Origin of the sequence: Campylobacter sp. P0109 (assembly GCF_002138755.1) — a bacterium.
Lineage (GTDB): Bacteria > Campylobacterota > Campylobacteria > Campylobacterales > Campylobacteraceae > Campylobacter > Campylobacter devanensis.
Genome location: NZ_MJKK01000002.1, coordinates 36347 through 61798, shown reverse-complemented (window position 1 = coordinate 61798; position 25452 = coordinate 36347). Strand labels below are relative to the sequence as shown.

The window sequence follows — 25452 nt, the reverse complement described above, 5'->3', positions numbered from 1 at the left end:
AGCTTTTATTTGCTAAATTTAGCTAAAATCATCTATTTAAAATACTCAAATTTAAGGCAAAATATGAGAAAATTTATACTTGTTTTTATCCTATCTTTAAATCTTTTTGGAGCTAATGAGTTAACATTTAAAAGTTTAATTGGCGAATTTACTCAAACTATCACCAGTCAAGACCAAAAGATAATATATACTGGGTCGTTAGCTATTGATAGTGATTTTGGTGCATTTTGGCAATATAATACACCAATGCAAAAACTAATATATTTTAGCAATAATCAAGTTATTATCATAGAACCAGAATTAGAACAAGCCATAATTACTAACCTAAAAAGTTCTCCAGATATCACTAAAATACTAAAAAACGCCAAAAAGCTTAGCGATGATAATTTTCAAGCAGTTTATGAAGATGTAGTCTATGATATTATAACGCAAAACTCACTACCAAAACTCATTGCTTATGAGGATAAACTAGGCAATAAAGCTATAATTGAATTTACCCAAATAAGCAAAGATAAAATAATAAGCAAGGATATTTTAACGCCACAAATTCCAAGCAATTACGATATTATTAGCAATTAAAATTTTTTATTAAAATCTACCATCTAAGAGTTGATTTTCAATCTTTGGTAAATTTGGCAAATTAGGCTGAGTTGAATCACCCTTGTTGTGCATATCTCTTATAGCATCAAGAATCTTTTGAATATTAGTTTCATCGACAAATTTGAGCCTAATGATATATATATCATCGATTGTTATAGAGTGCTTTTTATCTATATATTTTGTTAGAGTAGATTTAAAGCTCTCTTTGCCCTTTGAGGTCATAATATCTTCAGCATAAAAGCTACCTACAACAATATTTAAAGCATCATAAATAGGCGCTCTTGCCACATTATCATCTCTAGTTATAATCTCTAAATCCATTGATATTTTTTTAAGATTATTTACATCATATTTGGAGTATAAATCACTCTCAAATCCCTCTATACTCACCACATCGCCAAAGCTAATTCCACATAAAATTAGCCAAAACATAAAAATTTTTTTCATATTCCTTCCTTTATAAAATTCTCTTTTTCATAAAACCTAGCTACGCATTTATCTATATTTACTACACTTTTTAGATATGAGTAAAAATCTCTTTTGCGTGTATAAATTATACTTAAATCATCCCAGCTAATTGCTCGTGATAGTGCTACATAAAGCTGTCCATTAGCAAAAATATTATTTAAATCACATACCAAACGCCTTATACTCATACCTTGTGATTTATGGATTGTAATAGCGTAGGCTAATTTTAGTGGAAACTGAGTAAATTCAGCCCGCAATTTCTCTTTTATACCGCCTTCATCATCTTTTTCATACTCAAAAAGTGAATATGTAAATGGCTCTACATCGGCTATATTTCCGCTATCTTTTAGTACACTTATGCTAACTACCACGCCATTATCATCTTTATTAATATTTTTGATAATGCCTTGTTCGCCATTGTAATACTCGCCCCATTTATTACATAAAAACATAACTCTAGCACCAATTTTTATCTTAAGCTCACTTAAGACATTTAGATTATTTATCCATTTAGTATAAGCATCGTTTTGCAGTGTATCATCATAAACTCTACCGCTTGCACTTATAGTTTCAAGCTGATTTGGAATCTGGGCTAATTTTTTAGCATTTAATGCATCAGCTTCAGCATTTCTACCATATAAAATTACGCTATCTTTGGCAATCTCATTTGTAATTTTTGAGCTTAGTTTTTTGTAAATTTCAGCATCAATATTTCCTAGTCTAATGCATGAAAGCATAGAATAAAACTGAGTATCTGATGTACGCTTAGATATTACCAATTCAATATTTTTAAATTTAAAATTATACCAAGCTGTCGAGTCAAATGCATAGTTAAATTTTATTAATGTCATATCATCTTTTTGGCGTTTAACAGGTGGGAGCTGATAAAAATCCCCTACAACCATAAGCCGCCCTTTAAATTCACCCTGTATCAGACGCAAGGATATCATCTCCATCAATTCAGCACTTACCATAGATATCTCATCAATTATCAAAAGATCTATATTTTTGATAATATCAAATAACTCTTTTAGCTTTGATTTTTGCTTAAGATCAAGAGCTTTTAGCTCCATATGATTAGCACAAAGCCCAAATTTAAAAAAGCTATGTATAGTCACCCCACCGATCCCAACAGCACTAATCCCAGTGCTACCAAGTGCTACAATATTCTTACCATCATCTTTATAAATTCGCATAATTTCTTTGGTGGTATAGCTCTTGCCTACTCCGCCACCACCAGTTAAAAATAGATTATTATCCCCAAGAAGCTCTATAATACAATTCAACAAATCATTATCCTATTTTTGTTAGAATTATACCCAAAAAATATTAAGGATAAAGATGAAAAATTCACTACTATTTCTAATAATTTTTATATTTTTAGGCTGCACTAAACAGAGCTATACACTAAATGAGTTAAATTTAAGGCTTGATTTGGATTTTAATCAAAGTGCAAATATCTTACCCGATACCGCTCTAAACCTCAAATCAAATAATAATGAACTAATCAATAGATATTTTAGCGTTTGGGATAGCGGATTTGATGTGGATATAAATGAGGCTATGTGGGCGTTTAATACCTACACTTATGATAAGCAAAAATATTATGGAGAGAGCCATATTTTGCGTGATCAAGAGTGGTTTGATAGACACAGACAAAATGCGAATTTCGCAGCTTATAAAAGAGTTTTAAAACCTGCAATAATCCTTAGAGATACCGCCGTTAGGAGTTTTCCTACCAAAGAGAGACTATTTTTAGATAGTAGGCCAGGCGAGGGATATCCATTTGATTACTTACAAGATTCAAATTTAGAAGCCTTTCATCCAGTTTTGGTATCGCATTTTAGCCTTGATGGTGCGTGGGTCTTTATCCAAAGCGACTCATTTACCGGCTTTGTAGCCAGTAATGATATCAAGATTCTAAACAAAAAAGAGGCTAATGAGTTTAGAAAATCCAAATTTGGCATATTTATTAAAGATAGAATTGCTATAAAAGATCAATCTAATAAATTTCTATTTTACTCAAGAATCGGCGGCCTAGTCCCATATACAAAGATTGAAAATGGCAACTTCATCACCCCTCAAGGCTATAAAATCAGCCAAGATATCGTCACTATAAATTTAGAACTAAACTCAAAAAACGCTAAACTAATATTAAATGAGATGATAGGGATGAATTACGGCTGGGGCGGACTCGATGAGCTTAGAGATTGCTCTGCTTTTACCAAAGATTATTTTGCTAGTTTTGGAATTTGGCTACCACGAAACTCCAAACCCCAATCCCAAATCGCTCAAATAATAGATTTAAAAGAGTTATCAGATGAAGACAAAAAGGCTAAAATAGTTGAATTTGGCGTGCCTTATGCTACGCTTTTGTATATGCGTGGTCATATTATGCTATATACTGGCGTAGTAGATGGCAAAATCAGCGTTACTCACGCTTCATGGGGTTTAAAAACCAAAAACAACTCTAGAGCAATCATAGGTCGCACAGCTATAACTGATATCGAGATTGGCAAGGATAGAAGTGATATAAAAGCGCTTTTATTAAGCCTTGTAGAGTCTATGAATATCTTAACCCCAAATCCCAAACTAGCCCTACAAAATAGTTACAATATCAAATTTCAAAACAATAATATAATATTTGCCAACAACTCATATATGCCATATGAGATAGGTGGTAGCGATATTTTAAATAGCCCAAGTATAAAAGATATGTTTGCTCTAAACTACCCACTTTTAAAGCCTTTAAACTCTAAGTTAATAGACGCTGGACGGATAAGAAATGAGCAGTTTTTTAACGCAATTTATGGCGATAGCAAAGAAGCAGTAGAGGCTAATCTAAGCGAAGTAATCTGGCTAAAAAATAGCCTAAACCAAAAGATCAAATTCAACTCCATCAATGGTGCAGCCAAAGCACTACAAAAAGTCAGCGATGAGCTTGATACATTGGTAAAAAATGAGCCAAATTTGATTATCTATCTTCAAAATATTGGCGGAACATTTAAATATAGAAATATAGCACAAACCAACAGACTATCACCGCATAGCTGGGGAATCGCTATAGATATAAATGTAGCAAATAGCCACTACTGGTTATGGAATAAAGATGGTTACCAAAACAAAATTCCATATAAAATAGTAGAGGTATTTGAAAAAAATGGATTTATATGGGGCGGCAGATGGGAGCATTTTGATACAATGCATTTTGAGTATCGCCCCGAATTTGCCGCCTTAGGGGTTAATTAAATATAGGCAATCCCATCATTGCTGAAATTATAAAGGCATTTATAATATCTATGAAAAACGCCCCAACCAATGGAATAACGATAAAAGCCATGTGGCTTGGGCCATAATGTTTTGTTACCGTTTGCATATTTACAAGTGCCGTAGGCGTAGCACCAAGACCAAATCCGCAATGCCCAGCCGATAGCACGGCCGCATCATAATTCTTACCACAAAATCTAAAAGTGATAAATATGGCATATAAGATCATAAGGATAATTTGAACTATAAGAATTGTTAGCATTGGAAGTGCTAGTGAGATAAGTTGAGCGATATTGATAGTCATCAAAGCAAATGCCAAAAATAGAGATAAACTCACATTGCCAATCACAGAAATTTCACGATCAAATACTGTGTGAATTTTGGTTGCTGATAGGATATTTCTAAGCACAGCACCAGTAAGTAAACACCAAACAAATGTAGGCATAGTTACAAATGTAACAATTTTTTTAAGCTCAGTCCCCACTAGCAAACATATAGCAATCAACGCCAAAGACTCCACAAATGAAGAGGATGTTATCAATCTTCGTTTTTCAGGCTTTTCAAAAAGAGTTGGATCGACTTTTTCTTCTAAGTGATGTCCGCTTAGATTATTTTTCACAACCAAATATCTAGCCACAGGCCCACCTATGATTCCGCCTGCTATCAAACCAAATGTAGCCGCCGCCATCGCTACTTCCATAGCTGGAGCGTAGTTATAAGGCTCTTTGATAAACTCAGCCGCCCATGCTGCACCCGTACCATGCCCACCACTCATTGTGATAGATCCTGATAGCATCCCTATAATAGGATTTTCACCCATTGCCAAAGCCACACCGATACCGGCTAAATTTTGTAAAATTAATAACCCAGTTACAATAAATAAAAATCCGATAATTACCTTTCCACCCTTTTTAAAAGAGGCGAAATCCGCACTAAGACCGATAGTAGCATAAAAGGCAAGCATTAATGGATCTTTAAGCGAACCATCAAAATTAAAGCTAATCCCAATATATTTATTAGCTATAAATAACAAAATAGCCACAATAATCCCACCCACAACTGGCTCAGGAATATTATAAACTCTTAGGAATTTAACATGTTTGATGATGAAAGTACCTAATAACAAAACAAAAACCATCGCACAAAGAGTGGAGTAAAAATTGAGTGTAATTTCCATTTAAATCCTTAAAATTTAATATTAATACCTATTATATTTAATTTATTTAAACAATAAAGCATTTATGAGAATTTTTGATAATAGCCAATACCCAAATTCTCACTACTAATATCTATTCCCATGCCTTAGCTAGAGCTCTTTTTATTGGAGTTTAAATACATTATCAAAAAAGTCAGCAACCATTAAGGTTACCAAAACCTTATCAATCGGCATAGTTGCATCGCATTTTGTCCCCAAAAATATATCAGCATTAGGATCAGCAACTGCTTCTATAATTTCCATAGCTTCGGCTATATCGCTCATCGGACAATCAGGATGTATAGTAAAATTAACTATAGCGCCCATTGTGCCTTTTATATCTATACCACCTAAAAGCGGAGATTGCATAGCTGATTTTAAGGCTTCTTGAGCTGCCTTCTCGCCTTGAGCCTCACCAATACCCGTCAAGAAACATTCTACACTACTCATAATGGTTATAATATCAACAAAATCAATATTGATATCGTACTCACTATGACTAAGAAATATAGAGCTTATACCATTGACTGCACTCGCTAAAATAGTATCAAATGATTCAATGTTATCTTTTGGGTCAGCTTTACTATCTGTGATATCACTTAATTTCTCATTTGAGATAACTACAACGCCATCGCACATTTTTTTAAGCTCATTAATATTTTTAGTAACAAGTTGAATTTGTTCACTATTTTTAAATTTAAATGGAGTGGTTACTATAGCTATGCTAGTTTGGTAAATATAATTAGTGGAGTAAAAATTGAGTGTAATTTCCATGTTACCACCTTAAATTTAAATTAGATTTATAATTATATTCAGTTTAGCTTAAATAAAAGATAGATTTAAGAGTTGGTGGCCAAATTTAAGCTTGACCACCAATAAAGGGGCTAAATTTATTAATCTAATTGGTGACGACTAATTGTTGGAATATCTAAATCATCGCTACTAATATTTAAATCCAAACCTGAAACTCTACGATAACTAAATATACTCTCTTTTGGCTCTTCAGCTTTTACTGGAGTACTCTCTTTAGTAGCTGCTACTGTAGTTGCATTAGCAGTAGCGGTAGATGGTTGAAGTTTAGCTACATTGCTATCTGAAAAACCAGTAGCTACTAAAGTTACTAAAACTTTATCAACTGGCATATTTATATCACATTTTGTACCCCAGAATATATCTGCATCAGGATCAGCAGCTGCTTCAATAATCTCCATCGCCTCAGTCATATCGCTCATTGGACAATCTGGATGAATGGTAAAATGTACAATAGCACCCATCGCACCTTTTATATCCATATCATCTAATAATGGAGATTGCATAGCTGATTTTAAGGCTTCTTGAGCTGCGCCATCACCTTGAGCTTCTCCTACCCCCATAAGTGATAGACCTCTATGACTCATAGCAGTTTTTACATCAGCAAAGTCAAGATTAATATCACTCTCACCATGACTAAGAACGATTGAACTCATACCATTTACTGCACGCGCTAAAATACTATCTACAATTTTAAAGCTATCTTTAATTCCAGCTTTTCTATCTACTATATTACTTAATTTCTCATTTGGTACAACTACTACGCTATCGCACTCTTTTTTAAGCTCGTTTATACCCTCAACTGCTAAGCGCATTCTCTTGCTACCTTCAAATTTAAATGGGGTAGTTACTACAGCAATAGTTAGCGCACCAATCTCTTTAGCAGCTTGAGCTACAATAGGAGCTGCGCCAGTACCGGTACCGCCACCAAAACCTGAAGCAATAAAAACAATATCAGAATTTTCTAATGTTGTTTTAATATCTTCATAACTCTCCATTGCAGCCTCTTTGCCTACAGTTGGTTGCATACCAGCACCTAAGCCTCTAGTTTTTTTCTCACCTAGTTGAATTTTATTTGGGGCTGCTGAACTATCAAGTGCTTGCGCATCTGTGTTGGCTACAATTAAATCCACAGTTTTCATACCATCTTCGTTATGTATACCTTCTCTAATGATATGATTAATCATATTACCGCCGCCGCCGCCGACACCTACAACCTTAATCTTTGCACCATAAACATTTTGTTTCTCTTCTACTGTAAAACCACTCATCACAAGCCCCTTTTTAAAATAAATTTTTTAAATAGTTCATAAATTTAGAGACAGAATTGACCTTTTCTAGGGCAATATTCTCTTTTAGGACATCTTTGTCGCCATTATCATCAATTTTAAGATCTAGTTCCATTTTTTGCTTAGGCTGAACTTTAGGCATAACATCATCAAAATTAGCTGAATTATTACTTGGAATAGTCTGCGGGATATGCTCATCAAATTCTTTAGTTGCCACAAATGGATTTGGTCTTAATACTATCTCATCTTTGTGGCGTAGCTTTCGCTCAGAGTCTATTTCATATGGAGTAAAATATCCAGCACCATATAGACAAAGTCCAATTGCGCATGAATTTGCTGGGTCTTGAAAGACATCAATAGAACCGCTAAACTCTCTTGGTCTAGCAATTCTAACAGGCATATTATCAAATATTGCAGTAGCTAACTCTCTAAGCCCTTCTATCTTAGCCATACCACCAGTTAGCACAATACCGGCTGAAGCATACTCTTTATATCCACTCTCGCTAAGCATCTTAGCAAGTATCATTAAAGCCTCTTCAACACGCATATATATAACATTTATTATTACACTAATATCTACTTCGTGACTAGAGTTCTCATCTCCTAAATCAGGCAATACTATTAGCTCGTTACTTCTAGGCTTTAATGTGCCATATTTTATTTTTACTTCTTCAGCTACTGCTGGTGGAGTGTGAAGTACTGTAGATATATCAGTGGTTATGTTTAAACTTCCAACTGATAAAAAATCATTATATCTAATTGAATTTCCTGAGTGAATCACCATATTACAGCTAGAACCACCTAGATCAATTAATACTGTACCTAAAGCTTTTTCATCTTCATTTAATGTAGAAATTGCCGAAGCATATCCGGATAATACAATATTATCAGCTTTTAATCCAGCTTTTTCTATCGCTTTTCGTAAATTCATAATAGCAGATTTTTGCACAGCAATGATATGAGCTTGCACCTCTAGCCTAGTACCATTCATACCAAGAGGATCTTCTATATTGTCTTGTTCATCTACTTTAAAATTATATGGTAAAGTATGTAAAATTTCATAATCGTGTGGAATTTTTACCTTATATTCAGCTGAACTAATAGCACGCTCAATCTGCTTGATTGTTACTTCTTTTTCAGGAATATTTACCACATCTTTACAATTAATATTTTTTGCATCTTTACCAGATATTGAGACTATAACTTTATCAAATTTAATTCCAGCTGTCCGTACTACGCTGCTTACGACTGATTTTATAGAATTTGAAGCTAATTCGATATTTGTGATTGAGCCCTTTTTTAGTCCTTGGGATTTGATAGTTCCCATACCGATAACTTTTATAGTATTTTCTAATGACCTTGGCTCGTGTTCTACCATCACAGCGCAAATCTGCGTAGAACCGATATCAATACCTAAAATTTTAGTTCCCACGACTACTGACCTTTGTAATATTGTTCTATCTTATATCTATGCTGAAGTGATGAGAGTAAATCATCTATTAGCTGTTCATTTTTAATATTATAAGCACTATTGCTTAATAAATTTTCATATTGCGATATATCATTAGCATTTGCTAATTTTTGATCTGTGATCTTATATATTATAGCTTTATTGCCTACAATTATATAGCCATCTTTTACATTTCTTGCAAAGATTGAATTTATAAACTCACTCACTTCATTTTCATTTAATCCATCAATCTGCGGCATAGAATCCCTAGATACAAATCCAATATCTTTACCGCTAAAATTATCTAAAGCTCTTTTGGCCTTAATCTCTAGGCTATCTTTTAGCTTATTATCTATATACTCATCTACGATAAGATATCTAGCCTCTTCATAGTCCATAGGCTTTGGCAAATCTTTAGAATCCAATCTTGATATCAGATATCCGTCTTGATAGTTCATTCTATATTTAACTGGTTTTATATATTCGCCGATTTGAGTATTTTTCAACTCTTGTGCTTCAAATTCATAATCATCATCTAAGGCAATTAGATCAAATTCAAGCTCCACTTCACCTTTTTTGGCTTTTAGATATTCGCTTAAGGCTAATTTTCTTGTTTGTCTCATATCGTAATCATCTTTTACACGCTCTTTTGCCACTTCAAAGCTTAAAATTTTATCAAATCCATCTCTATACTGAGCTCTATTTTCTTCATAATACTCTTGTAATAAGGTTAAATTCTCATCACTTATAACTTTTGGGATGAATTTGCCTTTGAGATTGTATTTTGTCTGGGTTAGATATTTATCTTTATTTTTTTCCCAGATTGATTTTAGCTCATTTTCATCTACTTTTATACTATTTCTATCTAGGGCAATAATCTGTGCAGATACCTTATCTTGCATAAAGTAGCTAGCTGCTAACATATCTAAATCTTTATCGCTAACATCAACTCTAATAGCACTAAAAAGCTTCTTAAGTAACAGACTATTAGCTAAATTTTGTTCATAATCTTTTGGTGAAATTCTAGCCTGTTTTAATGCATTTTCGTATTTTGTTTTATCAAATTTGCCATCAGTCAAAAAACTAGCATCACTCATTAAAGCTAAAATTATCTCTTCCTCAGAGATGCTTAACCCTAGCTCATCAGCATAACTTAACATAATATTATCTTGGATTAATCGTTGCAATACAATCTTATCAAGCCCCATTTGTTCGGCTTGTTCTTTGCTAAATTTGCCATTAGAAGCATTGATATAATACTCATACATAGTACCATATTTTTGTTGAAATTCGCCAATTGAAATATTTCTATTTCCGACTTTAGCTACTGATTTGGCACGATTGGTATTCATATCATAGGCACCCCAACCTACAAATCCAGCACCAACAAAAGCTATAGTGCTAACCCAAATCGTAACAACTAAATATTTCTTGTGTTTTTGCATCCAAGTTATCATCAAATCACCTTTTTTCTAAAGATTTTATTTTAGCAAAAATTGCTTTTAAATTACCTTAAAATCAACATTAAAATCAAATTTTTCTTAAAGTTAATTTACCCAAAAATCAACTTGCAAATCCATTTGAAAAATTTAATAGTTTGCAGCTATTTTCTAAAAGCGCTATTGATTTAGCCAAATCATGTGCAGTTCTTTCATAAAGATAAACTCCATAACCTTTGATAACTACGATATTTGTACGCTTTTCTATCATATAGCGATAAATTTCTGATGGCGCTCTTTCATACCAATCATCAAATCTTTTTGGATCATAAATAAAAATATTACCAAATTTCATATAGCCAAAATAATCTTTTGGCTCCAAAAATGAATGATTTATGCTATAAGCAGTAATAAATGGTGGCATTGAATAGCAGACGTATTTTGCCTCAGCTATATTTTTGTAGATATTTAGATGGATATCAGCATCTATGCTTGCATCATTCCATCTATAATCTTTTTTAGAATATAAAAGTGTCAAATCATTATCATTTAGTCCATCAAAAATCGCATCTTTTTTATTAATAACAAATTGATTATGCTCAATTCTTGCCGATATTGAGCCGTGAAAAATACCTAGAAAATTCTTTTTAAACATCGATGCTGAGATTTTTTTAATCTCGCTGATTGAATACTCTATATTCATAACTCTTCCTAAAATTTGCACAAAAATTACAACATTATACCAAATTATAAGGCTCTATTCATTAAATTTATGATAAAATTTTTGCTAAATTTATTAAAGGCAAACTTTTGAATTCTATCCATATTCCTGTTTTACTTAACGAAGTTGTTGAAGCTTTTAGAGATATTAATGATGGTGTTATATTAGATTGTACACTAGGCTATGGTGGTCACTCAAAGGCTTTGCTTGATACATTGCCAAATATCAAAATAATAGCCTGTGACCAAGATGATATGGCGATCTCTTATTGCACGAATAAATTTAAAAATTACACAGATAGAATTCAAATCTACAAAAGCAACTTTAGCCAAATTTTACAAAAAATTCCACAAGAAAATATAAGAGCTATTCTAGCTGATATCGGCGTTAGCTCACTTCAATTAGATTTAAATGAACGTGGATTTGCCCTTAAAAGCGATATTCTTGATATGAGAATGGATAGCTCAAATCAGCTTGATGCAAAAACTATAGTAAATAATTATAGTCAATCTCAACTTGAAAAGATATTTTATGAATATGGCGAGCTACCAAATGCTAAGAGTATAGCTAATAAAATTATCATTGCTAGGCAAAATAAAGAAATAAGCTCAGCTAAAGAACTAGTCCAAATCATTGGCAATTCAAATTTACAAAATCGATCTGTAAGTATAGCTACTTTAGCATTTCAAGCAATTAGAATAGAGGTAAATAAAGAACTAGATGTGCTAAAAGAGTTATTAAATTCGATCCAAAACTCAGCCATAAATCACGCAAGAGTAGCAATAATAAGCTTTCACTCACTTGAAGATAGAATAATAAAAGATAAATTTAAATCTTGGCAATCAAGTTGTATATGTCCATCTGAGGCTATGCGCTGCGAGTGTGGCAATAACCATTCTATTGGCAAAATTATCACCAAAAAGCCAATCACGCCAAGCGCTCAAGAGATAAAAGCAAACTCAAGGTCAGCATGTTCAAAAATGAGAATCTTTGATATCAAGAGGCAAAGATGACTGATAAAGAAAACCTACTCCAAAGCAACACTCGTAGAGTTAAAAATGAAGAGAATTTAAGCTTTAAGAGATTAATTATTGGATATATAATTTTATTTATTATTCTTATAATTACTCTACCAAAAGTATATTTTAGTAATGAAATTTACTATACTAGCAAAGATATTGCCGAACTAAAAAGCAAGCTAAATGTACTAAAAGAAGAACATAAACTACTAAAAAGAGATTTGGAATTTATAAGATATAAAAATCAAATTATAGATAATATGAGCGACTAATGCAAAAAGTGGTTAAATTTCTAAACCACTACGACCCATCGTGGTTTGCGCTAAATTACTCAATTAAGGCAACTATATCAATCTTAATCTGCGGCTTTGCGGGGAATTTTTTTGGTGGATTTTTAGGAATGGTATATGCTGCAAATTCATCTATGATAATATTTTTCTTAGCTTCTCTTGATGGTAGCACAAAAATTAAAATTTACTACTTCTTATTATATATTATACTTGGAATTTTTGCAATTTTATTTGTAAGTACTATTTTTAAATTTAGCTGGCTATTTTGCTTTTTTACGCTAATTTGGATGATGTTTGTAGGATTTAGCACTCTTTTTAATCAAAATTTAAATAAAATACTTACAATTGTAAATGCTACTGGGCTTCTTACTATCATTGCTTCAAACCAATCTAGCTGGAATCTTGCAAACTCTTTAGAAAGCTTTATAGCTGGGAGTATAATTGCTATTGCTTTTAGGCTTACACGCTTTGGCACATATGGTAAATTTACTAAAAAATCTTGCACAATGGTGCTTGATGATTTAATTAATATGAGCCAAAATATTAGTGATAAGGAATTTTTAAATTTAGCTAAACAATGCGATGAGCATATCAACGAAATTAAAAAAGTATTTACCCATAAAAGCTCCACTATAAAAGATGCTCGCCTAATCATTCACCACTCACGGGCAATTTTTTATCTATATAAATTAGAAGATATTTATCATCTACTTGTTGCTATGCAAAGGTATTTTAAATCTATAAAAAATCCAAATTTATTAAATGCTCTAAATAGCGAAATTACAAACAATTTAATTCAATTAAAAAATATATTTATAGATAAAAATAGCATATTAAAAATAGATGCCCTTAAATTAGCCAGGCAAAGTGATTATGAGATTTTTAAGGCATCTTTAGAGGTTTTATACTCCAAATTTGAACTAATAAAAGATGGCGGTGAAGATAAAATTGCTCTTGAATTTAAAGAAAAAAAGAGTCTAAAAAAGGCAATAAAAGATATAACTTTACATAATCCAATAGTACAAAACTCCTTACGTCTAGCTATTGGTGTAAGCATTGCTATTATCATCGCTAGTTTTGGTGATGTACATAATGGAGTTTGGATCGCAATTGGTGTAATAAGCATGAGCAAAGATAGCTCATATATGACTAAAATTACTGGAATTGCCAATATAAAAGGTGCATTAATTGGCATTACATTAGCATTTGTTTTAATTCATATAGTAGTAAATGAGAATCTATTTGCTCTATTTTGTGTAGTTTGTATTTTTCTAGCCTTTTATTTTAAAAATTTTCCACCAGCCTATGCTATGGCAGCTTTTATGTGTGCATTTACTATGGTATATTCTCTTATTTTAGGTAATGCAATAAGCGTAGTATATATTAGAATTATCGATATTTTAATTGGATTTATCCTATCATTTGTCGCAGCATTTATACTATTTCGCCATACTAATGAGATCAAGCTTAGTAGTACCTATATCAATCTTTTACCTAAATTTAAAAATCTTAGTAATAGCGTTATCCAAGGCAGATTTTCAATAGAGCAAAATGCGATATCAAATAGCCTTACCAATTATCACAACACAATTACCCAAAGCGATAGAAACAAAGAGTTAAAGCGATATCTTGAAATTTATAAAAATCTTCATGATATTAGCTCGCTACTTAGTAATCTTAAAGTTTATACCGATTCACTCAAACAATCAAATAAACTAATTACTACCAAAGATGCGCTAAATTCAGATATAAACATAATCTCAACTAGATTTGAAATGATAGAAAAAAGAGTCAATAAACTCCCATACTATTTTTATGATAATATGGAAGATAGAATTTTAAGTCAAGATAGCAAAATAAGATTTTTACTCTTAGAGATAGCTAAAAAACAAGATAAGATAATATCCCAAAGCGATCTACTTATCAGATGATATACCATGAACCAATCTATCTAAGACATATTTTTCTAAATCTTTGCGTGAGACTTCGTGCTCTTTTGTTACCTTGTGATAGACATCAGCCTTTAAAAGCGACTTTTTAAGTGTTTCTAATGCGTTTTTAAAGCCTTTTCATCATCAACAAATTTAAGTTTATTTACAGCTGATTTTAATGATTGGCCAATAAGTTCAAACACTATATACCTTTTGAAATTTTGATTAAAAAGTGCTAATTATACTTTAAAATTCTTTAATCATTCCATTACGCATATATTTTTTGCTATAATATTTTTTACAGTATGATAAGATACATATATAACCATCACACAAAGCAAGATAAAAACAGTCATTCCTATATAGAGAAAAGCTATGTTGTTATTAATATTATAACCCTCTAAAATCGCTATAGAAGCTGCAGCACTAGGAAAAATAAACGCCCACCATGATAAGAAAAATTTAAGTTTTAAAAAATTTTTATACATATAAATCACCATAAAACTAAAAAATATAGTAAGATTAAGCATAATATTAGCAGCAACATCAAATCCTACAAGCTTATAATATCCCAAAAACCCAACAGCTGGAGGAGCTATCATAATAAATAGTGTAGGCATAAATTTTTGCGCTAGCTGCTCATGAAATAATATTCTATAAAACATTATAGAAAATAAAATAATCCAAAAAAATACCCCTATGCTAAAATAATACCATAACCATTCATAGTTTTTATCTGATGATATAACAACTATTAAATTACCTACTACTGGTATAAACCAAGCTGGATTGGAGTGCTTGATCTCTAAATTCTTATTAATCCAAAATGCAATAACCCTAAAAGTTATATAGGTTTGCAATATTAAACCACTATAAAATAACCACTCATATACAATACTTTTTTGCCATAGATTGGCTAAAATTAAAAAAGATATAGGTATCGCACCAAAGAAATTTAATCTTATTTGATGATTAAATTCACTTTTTACCTCATCTATATTTATAAATATTTTAATAGCATATAATAATACAACCAATAAAAAAATAGCAGATGTAATAATTTTAAATATATCAAAATATAAACTATTAATTTCAAACACTACACTGACTTTTTTTATAGCCATACTAAACCCGCCAAATCCCATTATAATGGCAAAAAACATAATAGGAAAATTGCTTATTCTACTCATTTTTTATCCTTGCCATTTTTTAATATTTTATTAGCCTCTTTTATACCCTCTTTCCACAATTGATGACGCTTTAATGTATATTTTGCATCTACCTTGCCACTAAACATTGATATAAGCAAAAAGCGATTAATTTTAGGTATAAAGGCTGCTAAATGGGCAATAATTAATATTATGATAAGTATCATACCCAAATTATGCAATTGTGCCGCCCAAAAATATGCCCAATTTGCTATATCAAATCCTAATAAATTCTTATATGTTTTTATTAATCCTGTAAATACTAGTATAAAAAGCGTAAAAGCAATTGCTATATATGCTAAGCGTTGTTCTGGTAGATATTTTTGGTTTGGTGGTTCTTGATCTTTTGTTATCATAGATTTTATAACTAAATAACTATTTTTTATATCGCCTTTTTTAGGTATGATATCAAACTCTTTTTTTAAACTATGATAAACTATATGATAAACTCCAAAAAATATAAGCCCTATAGCAAAGATATAATGCAATACTAGACCTTCAAAATACTCGCCACTCCATTCCCATATATTTGCTACGCCATATCTTTTAGCCACTGGCATTTGAAATATACCAGTTAAAATAAGTCCAAAAGTAGATATAGCAACTCCCCAATGTATGATACGATTTTGCAAACTCTGTCTATATATTTTCATTATTTATCCTTTTTATTACATTTTATAGCAGATATAGTTGCAGCACCTATTGCAGCTAGTGGAGTAATCATTGCAGCCATAGCTAAATTTTCGCTCTTTTGTAATGGACTATCTACTCTAGCCATATGAGGTCTGCCTATTTTATTTGTTAAATTTTCATATTTTTTTGTTATTGCTTCATTTATAGATTCAAAATCTACACTACTTAAGTATATTGTAGATGTTCCACCATTTTCTTTTAATCCATATATATGCCTGTTTTCTTTATTTACTATACTCATTATCTCATTTTTTGGAGCAAATTTTATAGCTTTTTTTGGACATTGATTTTGACATGCTGGCTTATCGCCTTTATTTAGCAGATCTTTACACATATCGCATTTATACATTACACCGCCACCTGCTAATTTTGGCGCTATATTTAAATATAATCCAACACCAGCTTGACGCTGCGGTATCTGCCACGGACAAGCATCTCTACATTTAGCACCGCCAAAACAAAAATCCTTATCAATATCTACAGCTCCATATTTATCTTTGCTTATAACGCCAAAAGGGCATAATTTTTGGCATGGAGGGTTATCGCAATGCATACAGCGTCTTGGTATATTTATCTTTTTACCATTTATCTCTATCTTTTGAACATATGTCCAATTATATGGGGTTAATCTATCTATAATATCTTTTTTATCACTATAATCTTCATATTTTTTTTGAGGCCAATAATTCATTATAGGCTTTTTAGGATCTGGGAATTTATCTTTATTATGTGTTTTGCAAGCACTTATACATTTTGGTACTTCAAAACCTTCGCACCCATCGCATAAATCAAGATCTATTATACTCATCATCTGAGAATTCTGCCTTGATATTTCTTGATCAGCTAAAAGTGGTGTAGCACTAGTCATAAGGGTAAATTTTAAAAAATTACGCCTATTCATCTTCTTATATCCTTATATATTTTTAAGGAATTATAGATAAAATAATGCAAATTTTCAGTGATAAAGTTACCAAATGAAAAAAGATATAGAGCAATTTATAGATAAATTTAAAAAATTTAATTTGTCTAAAGAAGATTTAGATACTGTTAGTTCAAATGTTAAAATAATGGAATTTAAAAAAGGTGATGATGTAATAGTCGATAAAAATAGCTGTCAAGGTTTTATATATGTATTAAAAGGGAATTTAAGAGCATATGCAATATCTACAACAGGAAAAGAGATAACAGTATTTAATCTTAACTCTGGAGATGAATGCATTCTTTGTGCTAATTGTATGACTGATAATTTGCAACTTGAATTAAATTTACAAGCCAATAAAGATACAAAAATACTATTATTACACTCTAGTTACTTTTCAGTATTAAAAGATAAATACCCATCAATAGCATCTTTTGTAGTAGAGCTTTTATCCATAAGATTAGCTAGCGCTATTAAAGTTATGACACAAGCTCTATTTACGCCAATTACACAAAGGATTATTGATTTTCTTAAACAAAATGCTACAAATAATCAAATTCAAATTACCCACGAAATACTTGCTAGCCATTTAGGTACTGCAAGAGAGGTGGTATCAAGAATTTTAAAAGATATAGAAAAAGAGAATCTAATAAAATTAGAGCGTGGGAAAATAATTATTTTAAATTTATAATCTTTTGTGACTTTATCACTGATAAAAATAGAAAATCTATATATAATCATAATATCTATTTTCCTAATAAAGGATATATTATGAACGAAATTCAAAAATCCCGCAGAGACGCTCTAAAAATATTTACCTTAGGTTCTGCCTTAGCAGCTACTTCTGTTACTATACCTACACAAGCCAAAGCTGCAAGTGATTTATCTCCAAATATAGCTATCATAGGAGCTGGACTTGGCGGTATCACAATGAGTGCTCATCTAATAGATATAATGCCAAAAGCAAATGTTACCTTATATGATGCAAATCAAACAATGCATTATGAGCCTGGATTTACATTAATTGCTGCTGGTGTTTATACTACCAAAGATACAAAATATGATAAAGCAGATCTAATAAATGAAAAAGTAAAATGGGTAAAACAAAATGTACAAAGTGTAGATCCAAACAATAATTCACTTACAACAAATGATGGCAATATCTATAAATATGATTATTTAATAATCTCTACTGGGGTGTATTATGATTTTCAAAGTGTAAAAGGTTTAAATGCTGATATTATAGAAGATCCTAACTCTAAAATTACTAGTATATATACTCCAAATGGAGCAACAAAATCAAATAAATTTATTCAAGAATTGGTTAAAAATGGTGGTAATGCTCTATTTGCCGAGCCAAATACACCATCAAAATGCGGTGGAGCAAATAAAAAGGTAAATATGCTATTAAATGATTTAGGTCAAAAAAATAACCAAAAATCTTTAAAAACTATACTATGTACAGGTAGTGCAAATATGCTCTCAAGCCCATTACACGCTAAGATGATTGAACAAATGTATATACAAAGAGATATGGAGTATAAAACACGCCACCTTTTAGTAGAAGTTGATACCATAAATCAAATAGCTAAATTTGACAAACTAATGCCTTATACTCAAGACTCAATACAAAAAATAGCAAAAGAGAGAGTAGAAATACCATATGATTATCTATTTGTAGTGCCTAGAATGAAAAGTGCTGATTTTATAACTCAAGCTGGTTTAAACACAAGCAAAGGCGATGTAGCTGGCAATTGGGTTGATGTTGATCAATATACATTACAACACAAAAAATATCCAAATATATTTGCACTAGGAGATTGCGCTGGAGTACCAAAAGGCAAAACAGGAGCAAGTATACGCAAACAATATCCAGTTGTAGGTGCAAATATATTATCTCACTTAAAAAATAAACCTTTAGAGGCTAAATTCGATGGCTATACAGCTTGTCCGCTACTTACTAGATATGGTAAGGCTGTTATGGTTGAGTTTAATTATAAAGGAGCTGCACCGACATTAGAATGTATGGGTTCTACAAGAGAAAGTTGGCTAAACTGGGCTGTTAAGGTATATTTAATGAAGCCTATGGTTATGCAAGCCATGATACATGCTAAAGCTTAAAAATAAAAAAAGGATATAATATGAGTAACTTAGATAAAACTATAAGACTAATAATAGCAGCTATAATATTTTTTGTATTTGGATTTGTATGCCAATGCTGGTGGTGGTTAATCGGACTTGTTCCTTTGCTTACTGCAGTATATGGATATTGCCCATTATACTCACTAATAGGCAAAAAAAGTTGTAAAAAATAGCTATTATGCCTCAAACGAGGCATAATACTCTTAAAATCCATGTAATCTTTTTAAATCTTTATCTATTAATTTTTTATTACCTTTTTCATCTACGCTAACATAAGCTACTTCAGCAGTTGTAACTGGAACACACTCACAAAAATTAAAATTTACTACTTCTTATTATATATTATACTTGGAATTTTTGCAATTTTAAAAGATATCTATAAATCTATAAAAATCTTCATGATATTAGCTCGCTACTTAGTAATCTTAAAGTTTATACCGATTCACTCAAACAATCAAATAAACTAATTACTACCAAAGATGCGCTAAATTCAGATATAAACATAATCTCAACTAGATTTGAAATGATAGAAAAAAGAGTAAATAAACTCCCATACTATTTTTATGATAATATGGAAGATAGAATTTTAAGTCAAGATATAAAGATTAAATTTCTACTCTTAGAGATTGCCAAAAGACAAGATAGGATAATTGCTCAAAGCGATCTACTTATCAGATGATATGCCATGAACTAATCTATCTAAGACATATTTTTCTAAATCTTTGCGTGGAATTTCAAGCTTTATAGCCTCATTGTAGATTATCTCAATTTTTTGAGAGTATTTCTCATATGGAAAATATGGAAAATGAACCCTCCAAGCCGCACGAATCAGCTCAAGGCTAATGAGTCTCCTAGTCCAAACTCTAAAATAATCAAACCCGATAAACACGCAAGCAGTTAAAATCACTGTAATAATAACAGATATATGCAAATCAGCTTCAAATTTGCTAAACAAAATATGAAGTATCCAGACAAAAAGCGTCAAAACAATAAAGCAAAGAAGAGCATAAATAGCATAAAATCTGCGATTTCTATAACGGAAATTTAACTTAGCAGGATCAATTAGCATGCCCTCATTATACAGACAATTCGCCTCTAAAAGATCACGAAAAAGCACCGGTTGCTTAGACACTACAAATAAATTTTTAAACATAAATTGTTTAATTTTCTCTATCATTTTCATACTTTTTAAATAATTTTTGGTAGGCTATTATATCTAAAAATTAGTCAAAATCTGATAAAATAGCCCAAATTTAAAAAAGGAGTCAAAATGGCGGCATTGATATCTATGCAAAAGGTCTTTTTAAATGGTGAATTTATGGATAAAGATAGTGCGAAAATAAGCATATTTGATCGTGGATTTATATTTGGGGATGGGATTTATGAGGTTGTGCCAGTGATAAACTCAATTATAGTAGAAAAAGATGGATTTTGGGATAGATTTCAAAGAAGCTTAAATGAGATTAGCTTAAATTTACCCTATACAAATGATGAATTTGAGAGTATATTAAACAATCTAATAGAGATAAACTCACTTAAAGAAGGTGGCTTATATATCCAAATCACCCGTGGTGTAGCCCCAAGAGATTTTAGCTTTGTAAAGGGAGTTAAACCAACGATTATGGCCTTTGCTTTTAGTGATAGTGTGCTAGAGCATCCAGCAGCAAAAAGCGGTATTACCATCATCTCAACACCTGATATAAGGTGGAAGCGACGAGATATCAAGTCCATATCCTTATTAGGTCAATGCTACGCCAAAAATCAAGCTACGATAGCTGGAGCCGATGAGTGCTTTATGGTTGAAGATGGCTATGTAACTGAGGCTGGTAGTAGCAGTGCTTTTATCATAAAAGATGGCACTCTCATCACCAAACCACTATCTAATGAGATTCTACCTGGAATTAGACGCAATAGACTATTAAACTTAGCTAAGCAAATTGGCTTACAAATACAAGAGCGTAAATTTAGCATGGATGAAGTCTATAACGCAGATGAGTGCTTCATAAGTGCTGCGACTATAATCCTTTTGCCAGTCATTAAAGCCGATGGTAAGGCGATAAATGGCGGCAAAATCGGAGAATATACAATTAAACTTAGAGAGCTTTATAAAAGGGCTTTAAAACTAGAGGCTAATATAAGTTGATAAATGGCACAATTGCCAATTTCTCATTATAAAGATATGATAAAGATTTAAATCGACCAAGCCTAGCAAAGCTAATACTATAGCGTTTGCTAAGCTTTAATAAATAGACCAAAGCAAGTAGCTTTAAAATGGTATCTCATCATTGATTTTGTAACCATAAAACATACCACTCATATCAGTTACACTGCTAGTATTTATATAGCTTAAAATCAAATTTATATTATTTACAAGCTCTATTAGCTCATCTTTTATTTTTGGTGAGTATTTCTCATTTTTTATCATTTTTTGGAATTCTAACGCAAAAATACGAACGCTTTTGGTCGCTATATTTTTTTAAAATTATGGTAAAATTACAAATCTTTTTTTAGGAGTTAAAATGGCTGAATTCACACAAGAACAATATCAAGAGTTTTTTGATGAGTTTGAAAAGGCTTATAAAGAATATGAAAACAAGGTAAAAGAGCGTAGGGCTCGTGGAATTCATGATTATAATGTTTTTGATGTGCTTGAAACAAAAGAAGTAAAACACTCAAAATTTATAGCCTCTTTACTTGACCCTAAGGGCTTACATTATCAAGGTGATTTGTTTTTAAATAAATTTATAGAAGTGTGTGGTATAGATGATTTTGGGCTTGATACCTTAAACTCGCAAGTGTATAGAGAGTATGAAAACATCGATATTTATATCACAGACGGAGATAAGCACATAATAATAGAAAATAAAATTTGGGATGCCAAAGACCAAGATAAGCAAATATATAGGTATATAGAAACTATTAAAAAAGAAAATTCATCATTAGATAACGATGGAATTCTAGTTTTATATCTTACGCCTAATTTTGATAAAACACCGAGCCAAAAAAGCTTAAATGGCTTTAAAGTCAAAGATGGCTTTTTAGAAAAAGATAATGATAAAATTCGCTACAAACCTATATATTGTAATCATATTTTAGAGTGGCTAAATAAAGTAAAAATTGAAATTGTTAATTTAACTGATTTAAATGCAATAATCACGCAATACGAAAAAGCAGTAAAAAATCTAATAAATAAAGGAGAGAAAATGGAAAATGAAAAAGTAAAAGAGCAAATTAAAAAAAATTATGAGCTTTGTTCTGCAATATACGATAATTTTGAAAGCGCAAAAATAAATTTATTAAATGAATTGTTTAGCAAAGTTTGTAAAACTTTAGAAGAAAGAAAAAAGACAGATGAAAAACTAAAAGAATGGGAAATAAAATTTCACGAAATAACAGAAATAACAAAGAATACTACATTTTTTTCTGCAAAATTAAACGGATATAATGAAAAAAACCACGATGGCAATTATATTTATTATTGCATAGAATCACAAAATAAATATAATAATATATTTTTTGGTCTAGTACGCAGTAATGAAGAAATGGATGAATTAAATAATGATTGTTTTCAAGATATTGTAAAAGAAAGTGATTATTGTAAAAGTTGGAACAAAACCAAATGGTGGGCATGTTATTATGAAAAATTTAGCAATGCTGATGATTTGATTTTGGATTATTTAAGCAATGAAGAAAAATTTATTAGTGAAATCCGTTATGATTTGGAAAAGTTAAAAGATGTCTTAGAAAAATTAAACAAAAAACTTATAGAACAATAGATTAAAAAATACTCTTTAGCCAAGCAAATTGGCTTACAAATACAAGAGCGTAAATTTAGCATGGATGAAGTCTATAACGCAGATGAGTGCTTCATAAGTGCTGCTACTATAATATTATTGCCAGTCATTAAAGCCGATGGCAAGACCATAAATGGCGGCAAAATCGGAGAATATACAACTAAACTTAGAGAGCTATATAAAGAGATTTTAAAAGCCCAAGCTAAAATGATATAAGAGAATTTAAAGGGTGAAATAGACTATTTTACCCTTTAATAATTATTTAAAAAAACTCTTTAAAAGCGAAGTTAAATTTGCTATCTCTTGTTCTCTTTGCTCTTGGCTAACGCTATTTCCAAGATGCTCTTTGATATGCCCATCCAAGACTTCTGCCATCAAAGATGTGATAGCGCCTCTTGCGGCACTAATTTGCTGAAGTACTTTAAAGCAATCTTTCTCATCTTCTAAGGCCTTTTCTAAAGCTGAAATTTGCCCTTTTATCTTTTTAATACGCAAAAGAAGCTTATCTTTATTTGCTACTATGTGAGCCATAATTTTCCTTTATCTTTTTATAAGTTATACTGGGGTATAGTATCATAATATTTTTAAAAAGGGTTTAATATGAGTAATAATATTTTAAATTTTTCATATAATCACAATTTTCACTCAGCTAATCTTACCGCCAAGAAAAACACGCTATATGCGATGATAATCACAATATCTATGATGATAGCTGAAATTATAGGCGGTATATACTTTAACTCTATGGCGTTACTAGCCGATGGTTGGCATATGAGCTCTCACGCATTAGCACTTGGACTAGCGTATTTTGCTTATATTATGTCAAATAGATATAAAAGCGATGCTAGATTTAGTTTTGGTACTTATAAGATGGAAATTCTAGCTAGTTACACTAGTGCCTTGTCGCTTTTAGTGATTGCGTTTTTGATGATTTATCACTCTATTTTAAAGTTTATAAATCCAGAATCCATAGCATATAAAGAGGCGATTTTGATAGCTATTATCGGACTTATGGTGAATTTAATCTGTGCTTGGCTATTAAGGTCTAGCCACGATCATCATCATAACCATCATCACGATGATTTGAATTTAAAAGCTGCTTATATACATGTCCTTACTGATGCGCTTACTTCTATTTTGGCTATTGTGGCTTTGGGATTTGGGCTGCTTTTTGGAGCTGATTTTTTAGATCCACTTATGGGGATTATTGGTGCTATTTTGGTATTAGTGTGGGCTATAGGGCTATTAAGACAATCGGGCAAAATACTTCTTGATGCTAATATGAATGAGCCAATAGTTAGCGAAGTGGTAGATATTTTACGCCTATTTAGAAGTGATATAGAAATCAAAGATCTACACCTTCTAAAAGTAGCAAATGACAAATATACTTGTATAATCTCTCTAAATTCCATTGATCCAATTGATATAAATCTTATCAAAAAAGAGCTATCAAAGCACGAAGAACTAGTTCATATAATAGTGGAAATATATCCAAAAAAATATTAAATTAAATTTTAATAACAAGAAGAAAATATGAATAAAATTTCAGCTATTATATTATTTACTAGTGCTTGCTAAGCTTTAATAATTAGACCAAAGCAAGTAGCTTTAAAATGGTATCTCATCATCATCTTTTTCCATCAAATCATACATATTAGTAAATTTAGGCTTATTCTCATCATTGATTTTGCAATCATCAAATATCCCACTCATTTTAGTTACACTGCTTACATCCCAGCTATTAAGCGGTTGATTGAAATTTTTGCAACAGTTAAACATACTATTCATATTAGTTACATTGCTTACATCCCAGCTATCAAGTGGTTGGTTGAAATTTTTGCAATTTCTAAACATTCCACTCATATCAGTTACGCTGCTTACATCCCAGCTCTCTATACCACTAAAATCTTTACGCCACCACCAAGCAAACAACTCACTCATATCAGTTATAGCGCTAGTATCTATATCGCCTAAATTTAAACTTTCTGCTCTTACCAAACTTCTTAATTCATCTTTTGTTTTTGGATAATATCGTGTTTTATTATTTACTATTTTTCTCTCTACAAAACATATTAGTGGTAGTTGATCAATCAACTTTTGAGATAGTTTATCTTTCCAGCTATCAAGTGGTTGATTGAAATTATAGCAATCTCTAAACATCCAATGCATACCAGTTACGCTGCCTACATTCCAGTTATTAAGTGGTTGATTGAAATT

27 protein-coding genes and 2 pseudogenes are annotated in these 25452 nt (G+C 31.2%); 13 read left to right on the top strand and 16 right to left on the bottom strand.

What is annotated here, in order from left to right; translation table 11 throughout:
• Positions 1 to 63 precede the first annotated feature (63 nt).
• Positions 64 to 579 carry a LolA-like outer membrane lipoprotein chaperone gene (gene lolA / locus CIGNP109_RS02965; protein WP_086228147.1) on the top strand — a complete coding sequence of 172 codons (516 nt, stop codon included), beginning with the start codon at positions 64 to 66 and terminating at the stop codon, positions 577 to 579.
• Between the two features lie 9 nt (positions 580 to 588).
• Here the strand turns inward: lolA and CIGNP109_RS02960 are convergent, their stop codons facing one another.
• Positions 589 to 1047 (bottom strand): hypothetical protein, encoded by a 459-nt coding sequence (locus CIGNP109_RS02960; protein ID WP_086228146.1) that lies wholly within the window; start codon positions 1045 to 1047, stop codon positions 589 to 591.
• Positions 1044 to 2357, bottom strand: a complete 1314-nt coding sequence (locus tag CIGNP109_RS02955; protein ID WP_086228145.1) for an ATP-dependent DNA helicase — start codon at positions 2355 to 2357, stop codon at positions 1044 to 1046. The genes CIGNP109_RS02960 and CIGNP109_RS02955 overlap by 4 nt, the downstream gene beginning before the upstream one ends.
• Before the next feature lie 52 nt (positions 2358 to 2409).
• Here CIGNP109_RS02955 and CIGNP109_RS02950 point away from each other — a divergent pair, with 52 nt between their 5' ends.
• Complete coding sequence (locus CIGNP109_RS02950) at positions 2410 to 4317, top strand: bifunctional C40 family peptidase/M15 family metallopeptidase (RefSeq protein WP_086228144.1); 1908 nt, start codon at positions 2410 to 2412, stop codon at positions 4315 to 4317.
• On the opposite strand, the gene gltS is transcribed toward CIGNP109_RS02950, so the two are convergent.
• The 6 genes from gltS to CIGNP109_RS02920 all read right to left on the bottom strand — a co-directional run bounded on the left by gltS (position 4310) and on the right by CIGNP109_RS02920 (position 11221).
• On the bottom strand, positions 4310 to 5512 hold the full coding sequence (gltS, locus tag CIGNP109_RS02945) for a sodium/glutamate symporter (protein WP_086226293.1): 1203 nt from the start codon (positions 5510 to 5512) through the stop codon (positions 4310 to 4312). The two genes, CIGNP109_RS02950 and gltS, sit on opposite strands and share 8 nt — an antisense overlap.
• A 141-nt stretch (positions 5513 to 5653) precedes the next feature.
• Positions 5654 to 6304, bottom strand: coding sequence for a hypothetical protein (locus CIGNP109_RS02940; protein ID WP_086228143.1), 651 nt, complete (start codon positions 6302 to 6304; stop codon positions 5654 to 5656).
• A gap of 119 nt (positions 6305 to 6423) precedes the next feature.
• Complete coding sequence (gene ftsZ / locus CIGNP109_RS02935) at positions 6424 to 7611, bottom strand: cell division protein FtsZ (protein WP_086224826.1); 1188 nt, start codon at positions 7609 to 7611, stop codon at positions 6424 to 6426.
• Between the two features lie 13 nt (positions 7612 to 7624).
• Positions 7625 to 9061 (bottom strand): cell division protein FtsA, encoded by a 1437-nt coding sequence (gene ftsA, locus CIGNP109_RS02930; protein WP_086224827.1) that lies wholly within the window; start codon positions 9059 to 9061, stop codon positions 7625 to 7627.
• A gap of 2 nt (positions 9062 to 9063) precedes the next feature.
• Positions 9064 to 10536, bottom strand: a complete 1473-nt coding sequence (locus CIGNP109_RS02925) for a peptidylprolyl isomerase (RefSeq protein WP_086228142.1) — start codon at positions 10534 to 10536, stop codon at positions 9064 to 9066.
• A gap of 106 nt (positions 10537 to 10642) precedes the next feature.
• Positions 10643 to 11221 carry a class II aldolase and adducin N-terminal domain-containing protein gene (locus CIGNP109_RS02920; RefSeq protein ID WP_086226298.1) on the bottom strand — a complete coding sequence of 193 codons (579 nt, stop codon included), beginning with the start codon at positions 11219 to 11221 and terminating at the stop codon, positions 10643 to 10645.
• Positions 11222 to 11328: 107 nt separating this feature from the next.
• Between CIGNP109_RS02920 and rsmH the strand changes: the two genes are divergently transcribed.
• Genes rsmH through CIGNP109_RS02905 form a run of 3 tightly spaced genes read left to right on the top strand, consistent with a single transcriptional unit; the run spans position 11329 to position 14479 of the window.
• Positions 11329 to 12252: a 16S rRNA (cytosine(1402)-N(4))-methyltransferase RsmH gene (gene rsmH, locus CIGNP109_RS02915; protein ID WP_086226299.1), complete on the top strand. Its 924-nt coding sequence runs from the start codon at positions 11329 to 11331 to the stop codon at positions 12250 to 12252.
• A complete protein-coding gene (locus CIGNP109_RS02910; protein ID WP_086224831.1) occupies positions 12249 to 12530 on the top strand; it encodes a hypothetical protein in 282 nt (93 codons plus the stop codon). Before rsmH ends, CIGNP109_RS02910 begins: the two co-directional genes overlap by 4 nt.
• Entirely contained in the window at positions 12530 to 14479 is a 1950-nt protein-coding gene (locus CIGNP109_RS02905; protein ID WP_086228141.1) for an FUSC family protein, read from the top strand. The genes CIGNP109_RS02910 and CIGNP109_RS02905 overlap by 1 nt, the downstream gene beginning before the upstream one ends.
• 60 nt (positions 14480 to 14539) lie before the next feature.
• Here the strand turns inward: CIGNP109_RS02905 and CIGNP109_RS08305 are convergent.
• The 4 genes and pseudogenes from CIGNP109_RS08305 to CIGNP109_RS02890 form a co-directional block, all read right to left on the bottom strand.
• Positions 14540 to 14682, bottom strand: a pseudogene (locus tag CIGNP109_RS08305) (signal recognition particle receptor subunit alpha); the annotation flags it as partial.
• Positions 14683 to 14739: 57 nt separating this feature from the next.
• Complete coding sequence (locus CIGNP109_RS02900) at positions 14740 to 15669, bottom strand: SLAC1 anion channel family protein (RefSeq protein ID WP_086228140.1); 930 nt, start codon at positions 15667 to 15669, stop codon at positions 14740 to 14742.
• Complete coding sequence (locus CIGNP109_RS02895; RefSeq protein ID WP_086226302.1) at positions 15666 to 16340, bottom strand: cytochrome b/b6 domain-containing protein; 675 nt, start codon at positions 16338 to 16340, stop codon at positions 15666 to 15668. The genes CIGNP109_RS02900 and CIGNP109_RS02895 overlap by 4 nt, the downstream gene beginning before the upstream one ends.
• Positions 16340 to 17281 (bottom strand): 4Fe-4S dicluster domain-containing protein, encoded by a 942-nt coding sequence (locus CIGNP109_RS02890; RefSeq protein ID WP_086228139.1) that lies wholly within the window; start codon positions 17279 to 17281, stop codon positions 16340 to 16342. The genes CIGNP109_RS02895 and CIGNP109_RS02890 overlap by 1 nt, the downstream gene beginning before the upstream one ends.
• Before the next feature lie 73 nt (positions 17282 to 17354).
• On the opposite strand from CIGNP109_RS02890, the gene CIGNP109_RS02885 reads away from it, so the two are divergent.
• From CIGNP109_RS02885 to CIGNP109_RS08410, 4 genes are all read left to right on the top strand, one after another.
• The gene (locus tag CIGNP109_RS02885) at positions 17355 to 17990 is read left to right on the top strand and encodes a Crp/Fnr family transcriptional regulator (RefSeq protein WP_086224836.1); all 636 of its coding nucleotides are present in this window, start codon (positions 17355 to 17357) and stop codon (positions 17988 to 17990) included.
• Between the two features lie 80 nt (positions 17991 to 18070).
• Entirely contained in the window at positions 18071 to 19420 is a 1350-nt protein-coding gene (locus CIGNP109_RS02880; RefSeq protein ID WP_086228138.1) for an NAD(P)/FAD-dependent oxidoreductase, read from the top strand.
• A 20-nt stretch (positions 19421 to 19440) separates the two neighbouring features.
• Positions 19441 to 19614: a YgaP family membrane protein gene (locus CIGNP109_RS02875; RefSeq protein ID WP_086224838.1), complete on the top strand. Its 174-nt coding sequence runs from the start codon at positions 19441 to 19443 to the stop codon at positions 19612 to 19614.
• 350 nt (positions 19615 to 19964) lie between these two features.
• On the top strand, positions 19965 to 20120 hold the full coding sequence (locus CIGNP109_RS08410) for a hypothetical protein (RefSeq protein ID WP_179186981.1): 156 nt from the start codon (positions 19965 to 19967) through the stop codon (positions 20118 to 20120).
• Here CIGNP109_RS08410 and CIGNP109_RS02870 read toward each other — a convergent pair.
• Complete coding sequence (locus CIGNP109_RS02870; protein ID WP_086224839.1) at positions 20106 to 20618, bottom strand: hypothetical protein; 513 nt, start codon at positions 20616 to 20618, stop codon at positions 20106 to 20108. The genes CIGNP109_RS08410 and CIGNP109_RS02870 overlap by 15 nt on opposite strands.
• A 93-nt stretch (positions 20619 to 20711) precedes the next feature.
• Here CIGNP109_RS02870 and CIGNP109_RS02865 point away from each other — a divergent pair, with 93 nt between their 5' ends.
• Complete coding sequence (locus CIGNP109_RS02865; protein WP_086228137.1) at positions 20712 to 21584, top strand: D-amino acid aminotransferase; 873 nt, start codon at positions 20712 to 20714, stop codon at positions 21582 to 21584.
• A gap of 123 nt (positions 21585 to 21707) precedes the next feature.
• Here CIGNP109_RS02865 and CIGNP109_RS08405 read toward each other — a convergent pair whose 3' ends face one another.
• Entirely contained in the window at positions 21708 to 21866 is a 159-nt protein-coding gene (locus tag CIGNP109_RS08405) for a hypothetical protein (RefSeq protein ID WP_180380006.1), read from the bottom strand.
• 94 nt (positions 21867 to 21960) lie between these two features.
• Here CIGNP109_RS08405 and CIGNP109_RS02860 point away from each other — a divergent pair, with 94 nt between their 5' ends.
• The gene (locus CIGNP109_RS02860) at positions 21961 to 23217 is read left to right on the top strand and encodes a PDDEXK-like family protein (RefSeq protein WP_086228136.1); all 1257 of its coding nucleotides are present in this window, start codon (positions 21961 to 21963) and stop codon (positions 23215 to 23217) included.
• 15 nt (positions 23218 to 23232) lie between these two features.
• A pseudogene (locus tag CIGNP109_RS08400) lies at positions 23233 to 23451 on the top strand (D-amino acid aminotransferase); the annotation flags it as partial.
• Positions 23452 to 23493: 42 nt separating this feature from the next.
• Here the strand turns inward: CIGNP109_RS08400 and CIGNP109_RS02855 are convergent.
• Positions 23494 to 23766 (bottom strand): metal/formaldehyde-sensitive transcriptional repressor, encoded by a 273-nt coding sequence (locus CIGNP109_RS02855; RefSeq protein ID WP_086224842.1) that lies wholly within the window; start codon positions 23764 to 23766, stop codon positions 23494 to 23496.
• A gap of 69 nt (positions 23767 to 23835) precedes the next feature.
• On the opposite strand from CIGNP109_RS02855, the gene dmeF reads away from it, so the two are divergent.
• A complete protein-coding gene (gene dmeF / locus CIGNP109_RS02850) occupies positions 23836 to 24741 on the top strand; it encodes a CDF family Co(II)/Ni(II) efflux transporter DmeF (RefSeq protein WP_086228135.1) in 906 nt (301 codons plus the stop codon).
• 102 nt (positions 24742 to 24843) lie between these two features.
• On the opposite strand, the gene CIGNP109_RS02845 is transcribed toward dmeF, so the two are convergent.
• The coding region (locus CIGNP109_RS02845; protein WP_141081043.1) for a BspA family leucine-rich repeat surface protein at positions 24844 to 25452 on the bottom strand (609 nt) is incomplete at its 5' end.

Coding starts and splice junctions, on each gene's coding strand:
- CIGNP109_RS08410 (WP_179186981.1), top strand. CDS start 19,965: ATGATAGAAAAAAGAGTAAATAAACTCCCATACTATTTTTATGATAAT.
- CIGNP109_RS02920 (WP_086226298.1), bottom strand. CDS start 11,221: ATGAATATAGAGTATTCAATCAGCGAGATTAAAAAAATCTCAGCATCG.
- CIGNP109_RS02940 (WP_086228143.1), bottom strand. CDS start 6,304: ATGGAAATTACACTCAATTTTTACTCCACTAATTATATTTACCAAACT.
- CIGNP109_RS02905 (WP_086228141.1), top strand. CDS start 12,530: ATGCAAAAAGTGGTTAAATTTCTAAACCACTACGACCCATCGTGGTTT.
- lolA (WP_086228147.1), top strand. CDS start 64: ATGAGAAAATTTATACTTGTTTTTATCCTATCTTTAAATCTTTTTGGA.
- CIGNP109_RS02870 (WP_086224839.1), bottom strand. CDS start 20,618: ATGATAGAGAAAATTAAACAATTTATGTTTAAAAATTTATTTGTAGTG.
- CIGNP109_RS02885 (WP_086224836.1), top strand. CDS start 17,355: ATGAAAAAAGATATAGAGCAATTTATAGATAAATTTAAAAAATTTAAT.
- CIGNP109_RS02855 (WP_086224842.1), bottom strand. CDS start 23,766: ATGGCTCACATAGTAGCAAATAAAGATAAGCTTCTTTTGCGTATTAAA.
- CIGNP109_RS02960 (WP_086228146.1), bottom strand. CDS start 1,047: ATGAAAAAAATTTTTATGTTTTGGCTAATTTTATGTGGAATTAGCTTT.
- CIGNP109_RS02875 (WP_086224838.1), top strand. CDS start 19,441: ATGAGTAACTTAGATAAAACTATAAGACTAATAATAGCAGCTATAATA.
- gltS (WP_086226293.1), bottom strand. CDS start 5,512: ATGGAAATTACACTCAATTTTTACTCCACTCTTTGTGCGATGGTTTTT.
- CIGNP109_RS02925 (WP_086228142.1), bottom strand. CDS start 10,536: ATGATAACTTGGATGCAAAAACACAAGAAATATTTAGTTGTTACGATT.
- CIGNP109_RS02865 (WP_086228137.1), top strand. CDS start 20,712: ATGGCGGCATTGATATCTATGCAAAAGGTCTTTTTAAATGGTGAATTT.
- CIGNP109_RS02900 (WP_086228140.1), bottom strand. CDS start 15,669: ATGAGTAGAATAAGCAATTTTCCTATTATGTTTTTTGCCATTATAATG.
- CIGNP109_RS08405 (WP_180380006.1), bottom strand. CDS start 21,866: ATGATAAAAAATGAGAAATACTCACCAAAAATAAAAGATGAGCTAATA.
- CIGNP109_RS02895 (WP_086226302.1), bottom strand. CDS start 16,340: ATGAAAATATATAGACAGAGTTTGCAAAATCGTATCATACATTGGGGA.
- CIGNP109_RS02910 (WP_086224831.1), top strand. CDS start 12,249: ATGACTGATAAAGAAAACCTACTCCAAAGCAACACTCGTAGAGTTAAA.
- CIGNP109_RS02860 (WP_086228136.1), top strand. CDS start 21,961: ATGGCTGAATTCACACAAGAACAATATCAAGAGTTTTTTGATGAGTTT.
- dmeF (WP_086228135.1), top strand. CDS start 23,836: ATGAGTAATAATATTTTAAATTTTTCATATAATCACAATTTTCACTCA.
- ftsZ (WP_086224826.1), bottom strand. CDS start 7,611: ATGAGTGGTTTTACAGTAGAAGAGAAACAAAATGTTTATGGTGCAAAG.
- CIGNP109_RS02950 (WP_086228144.1), top strand. CDS start 2,410: ATGAAAAATTCACTACTATTTCTAATAATTTTTATATTTTTAGGCTGC.
- CIGNP109_RS02880 (WP_086228138.1), top strand. CDS start 18,071: ATGAACGAAATTCAAAAATCCCGCAGAGACGCTCTAAAAATATTTACC.
- CIGNP109_RS02890 (WP_086228139.1), bottom strand. CDS start 17,281: ATGAATAGGCGTAATTTTTTAAAATTTACCCTTATGACTAGTGCTACA.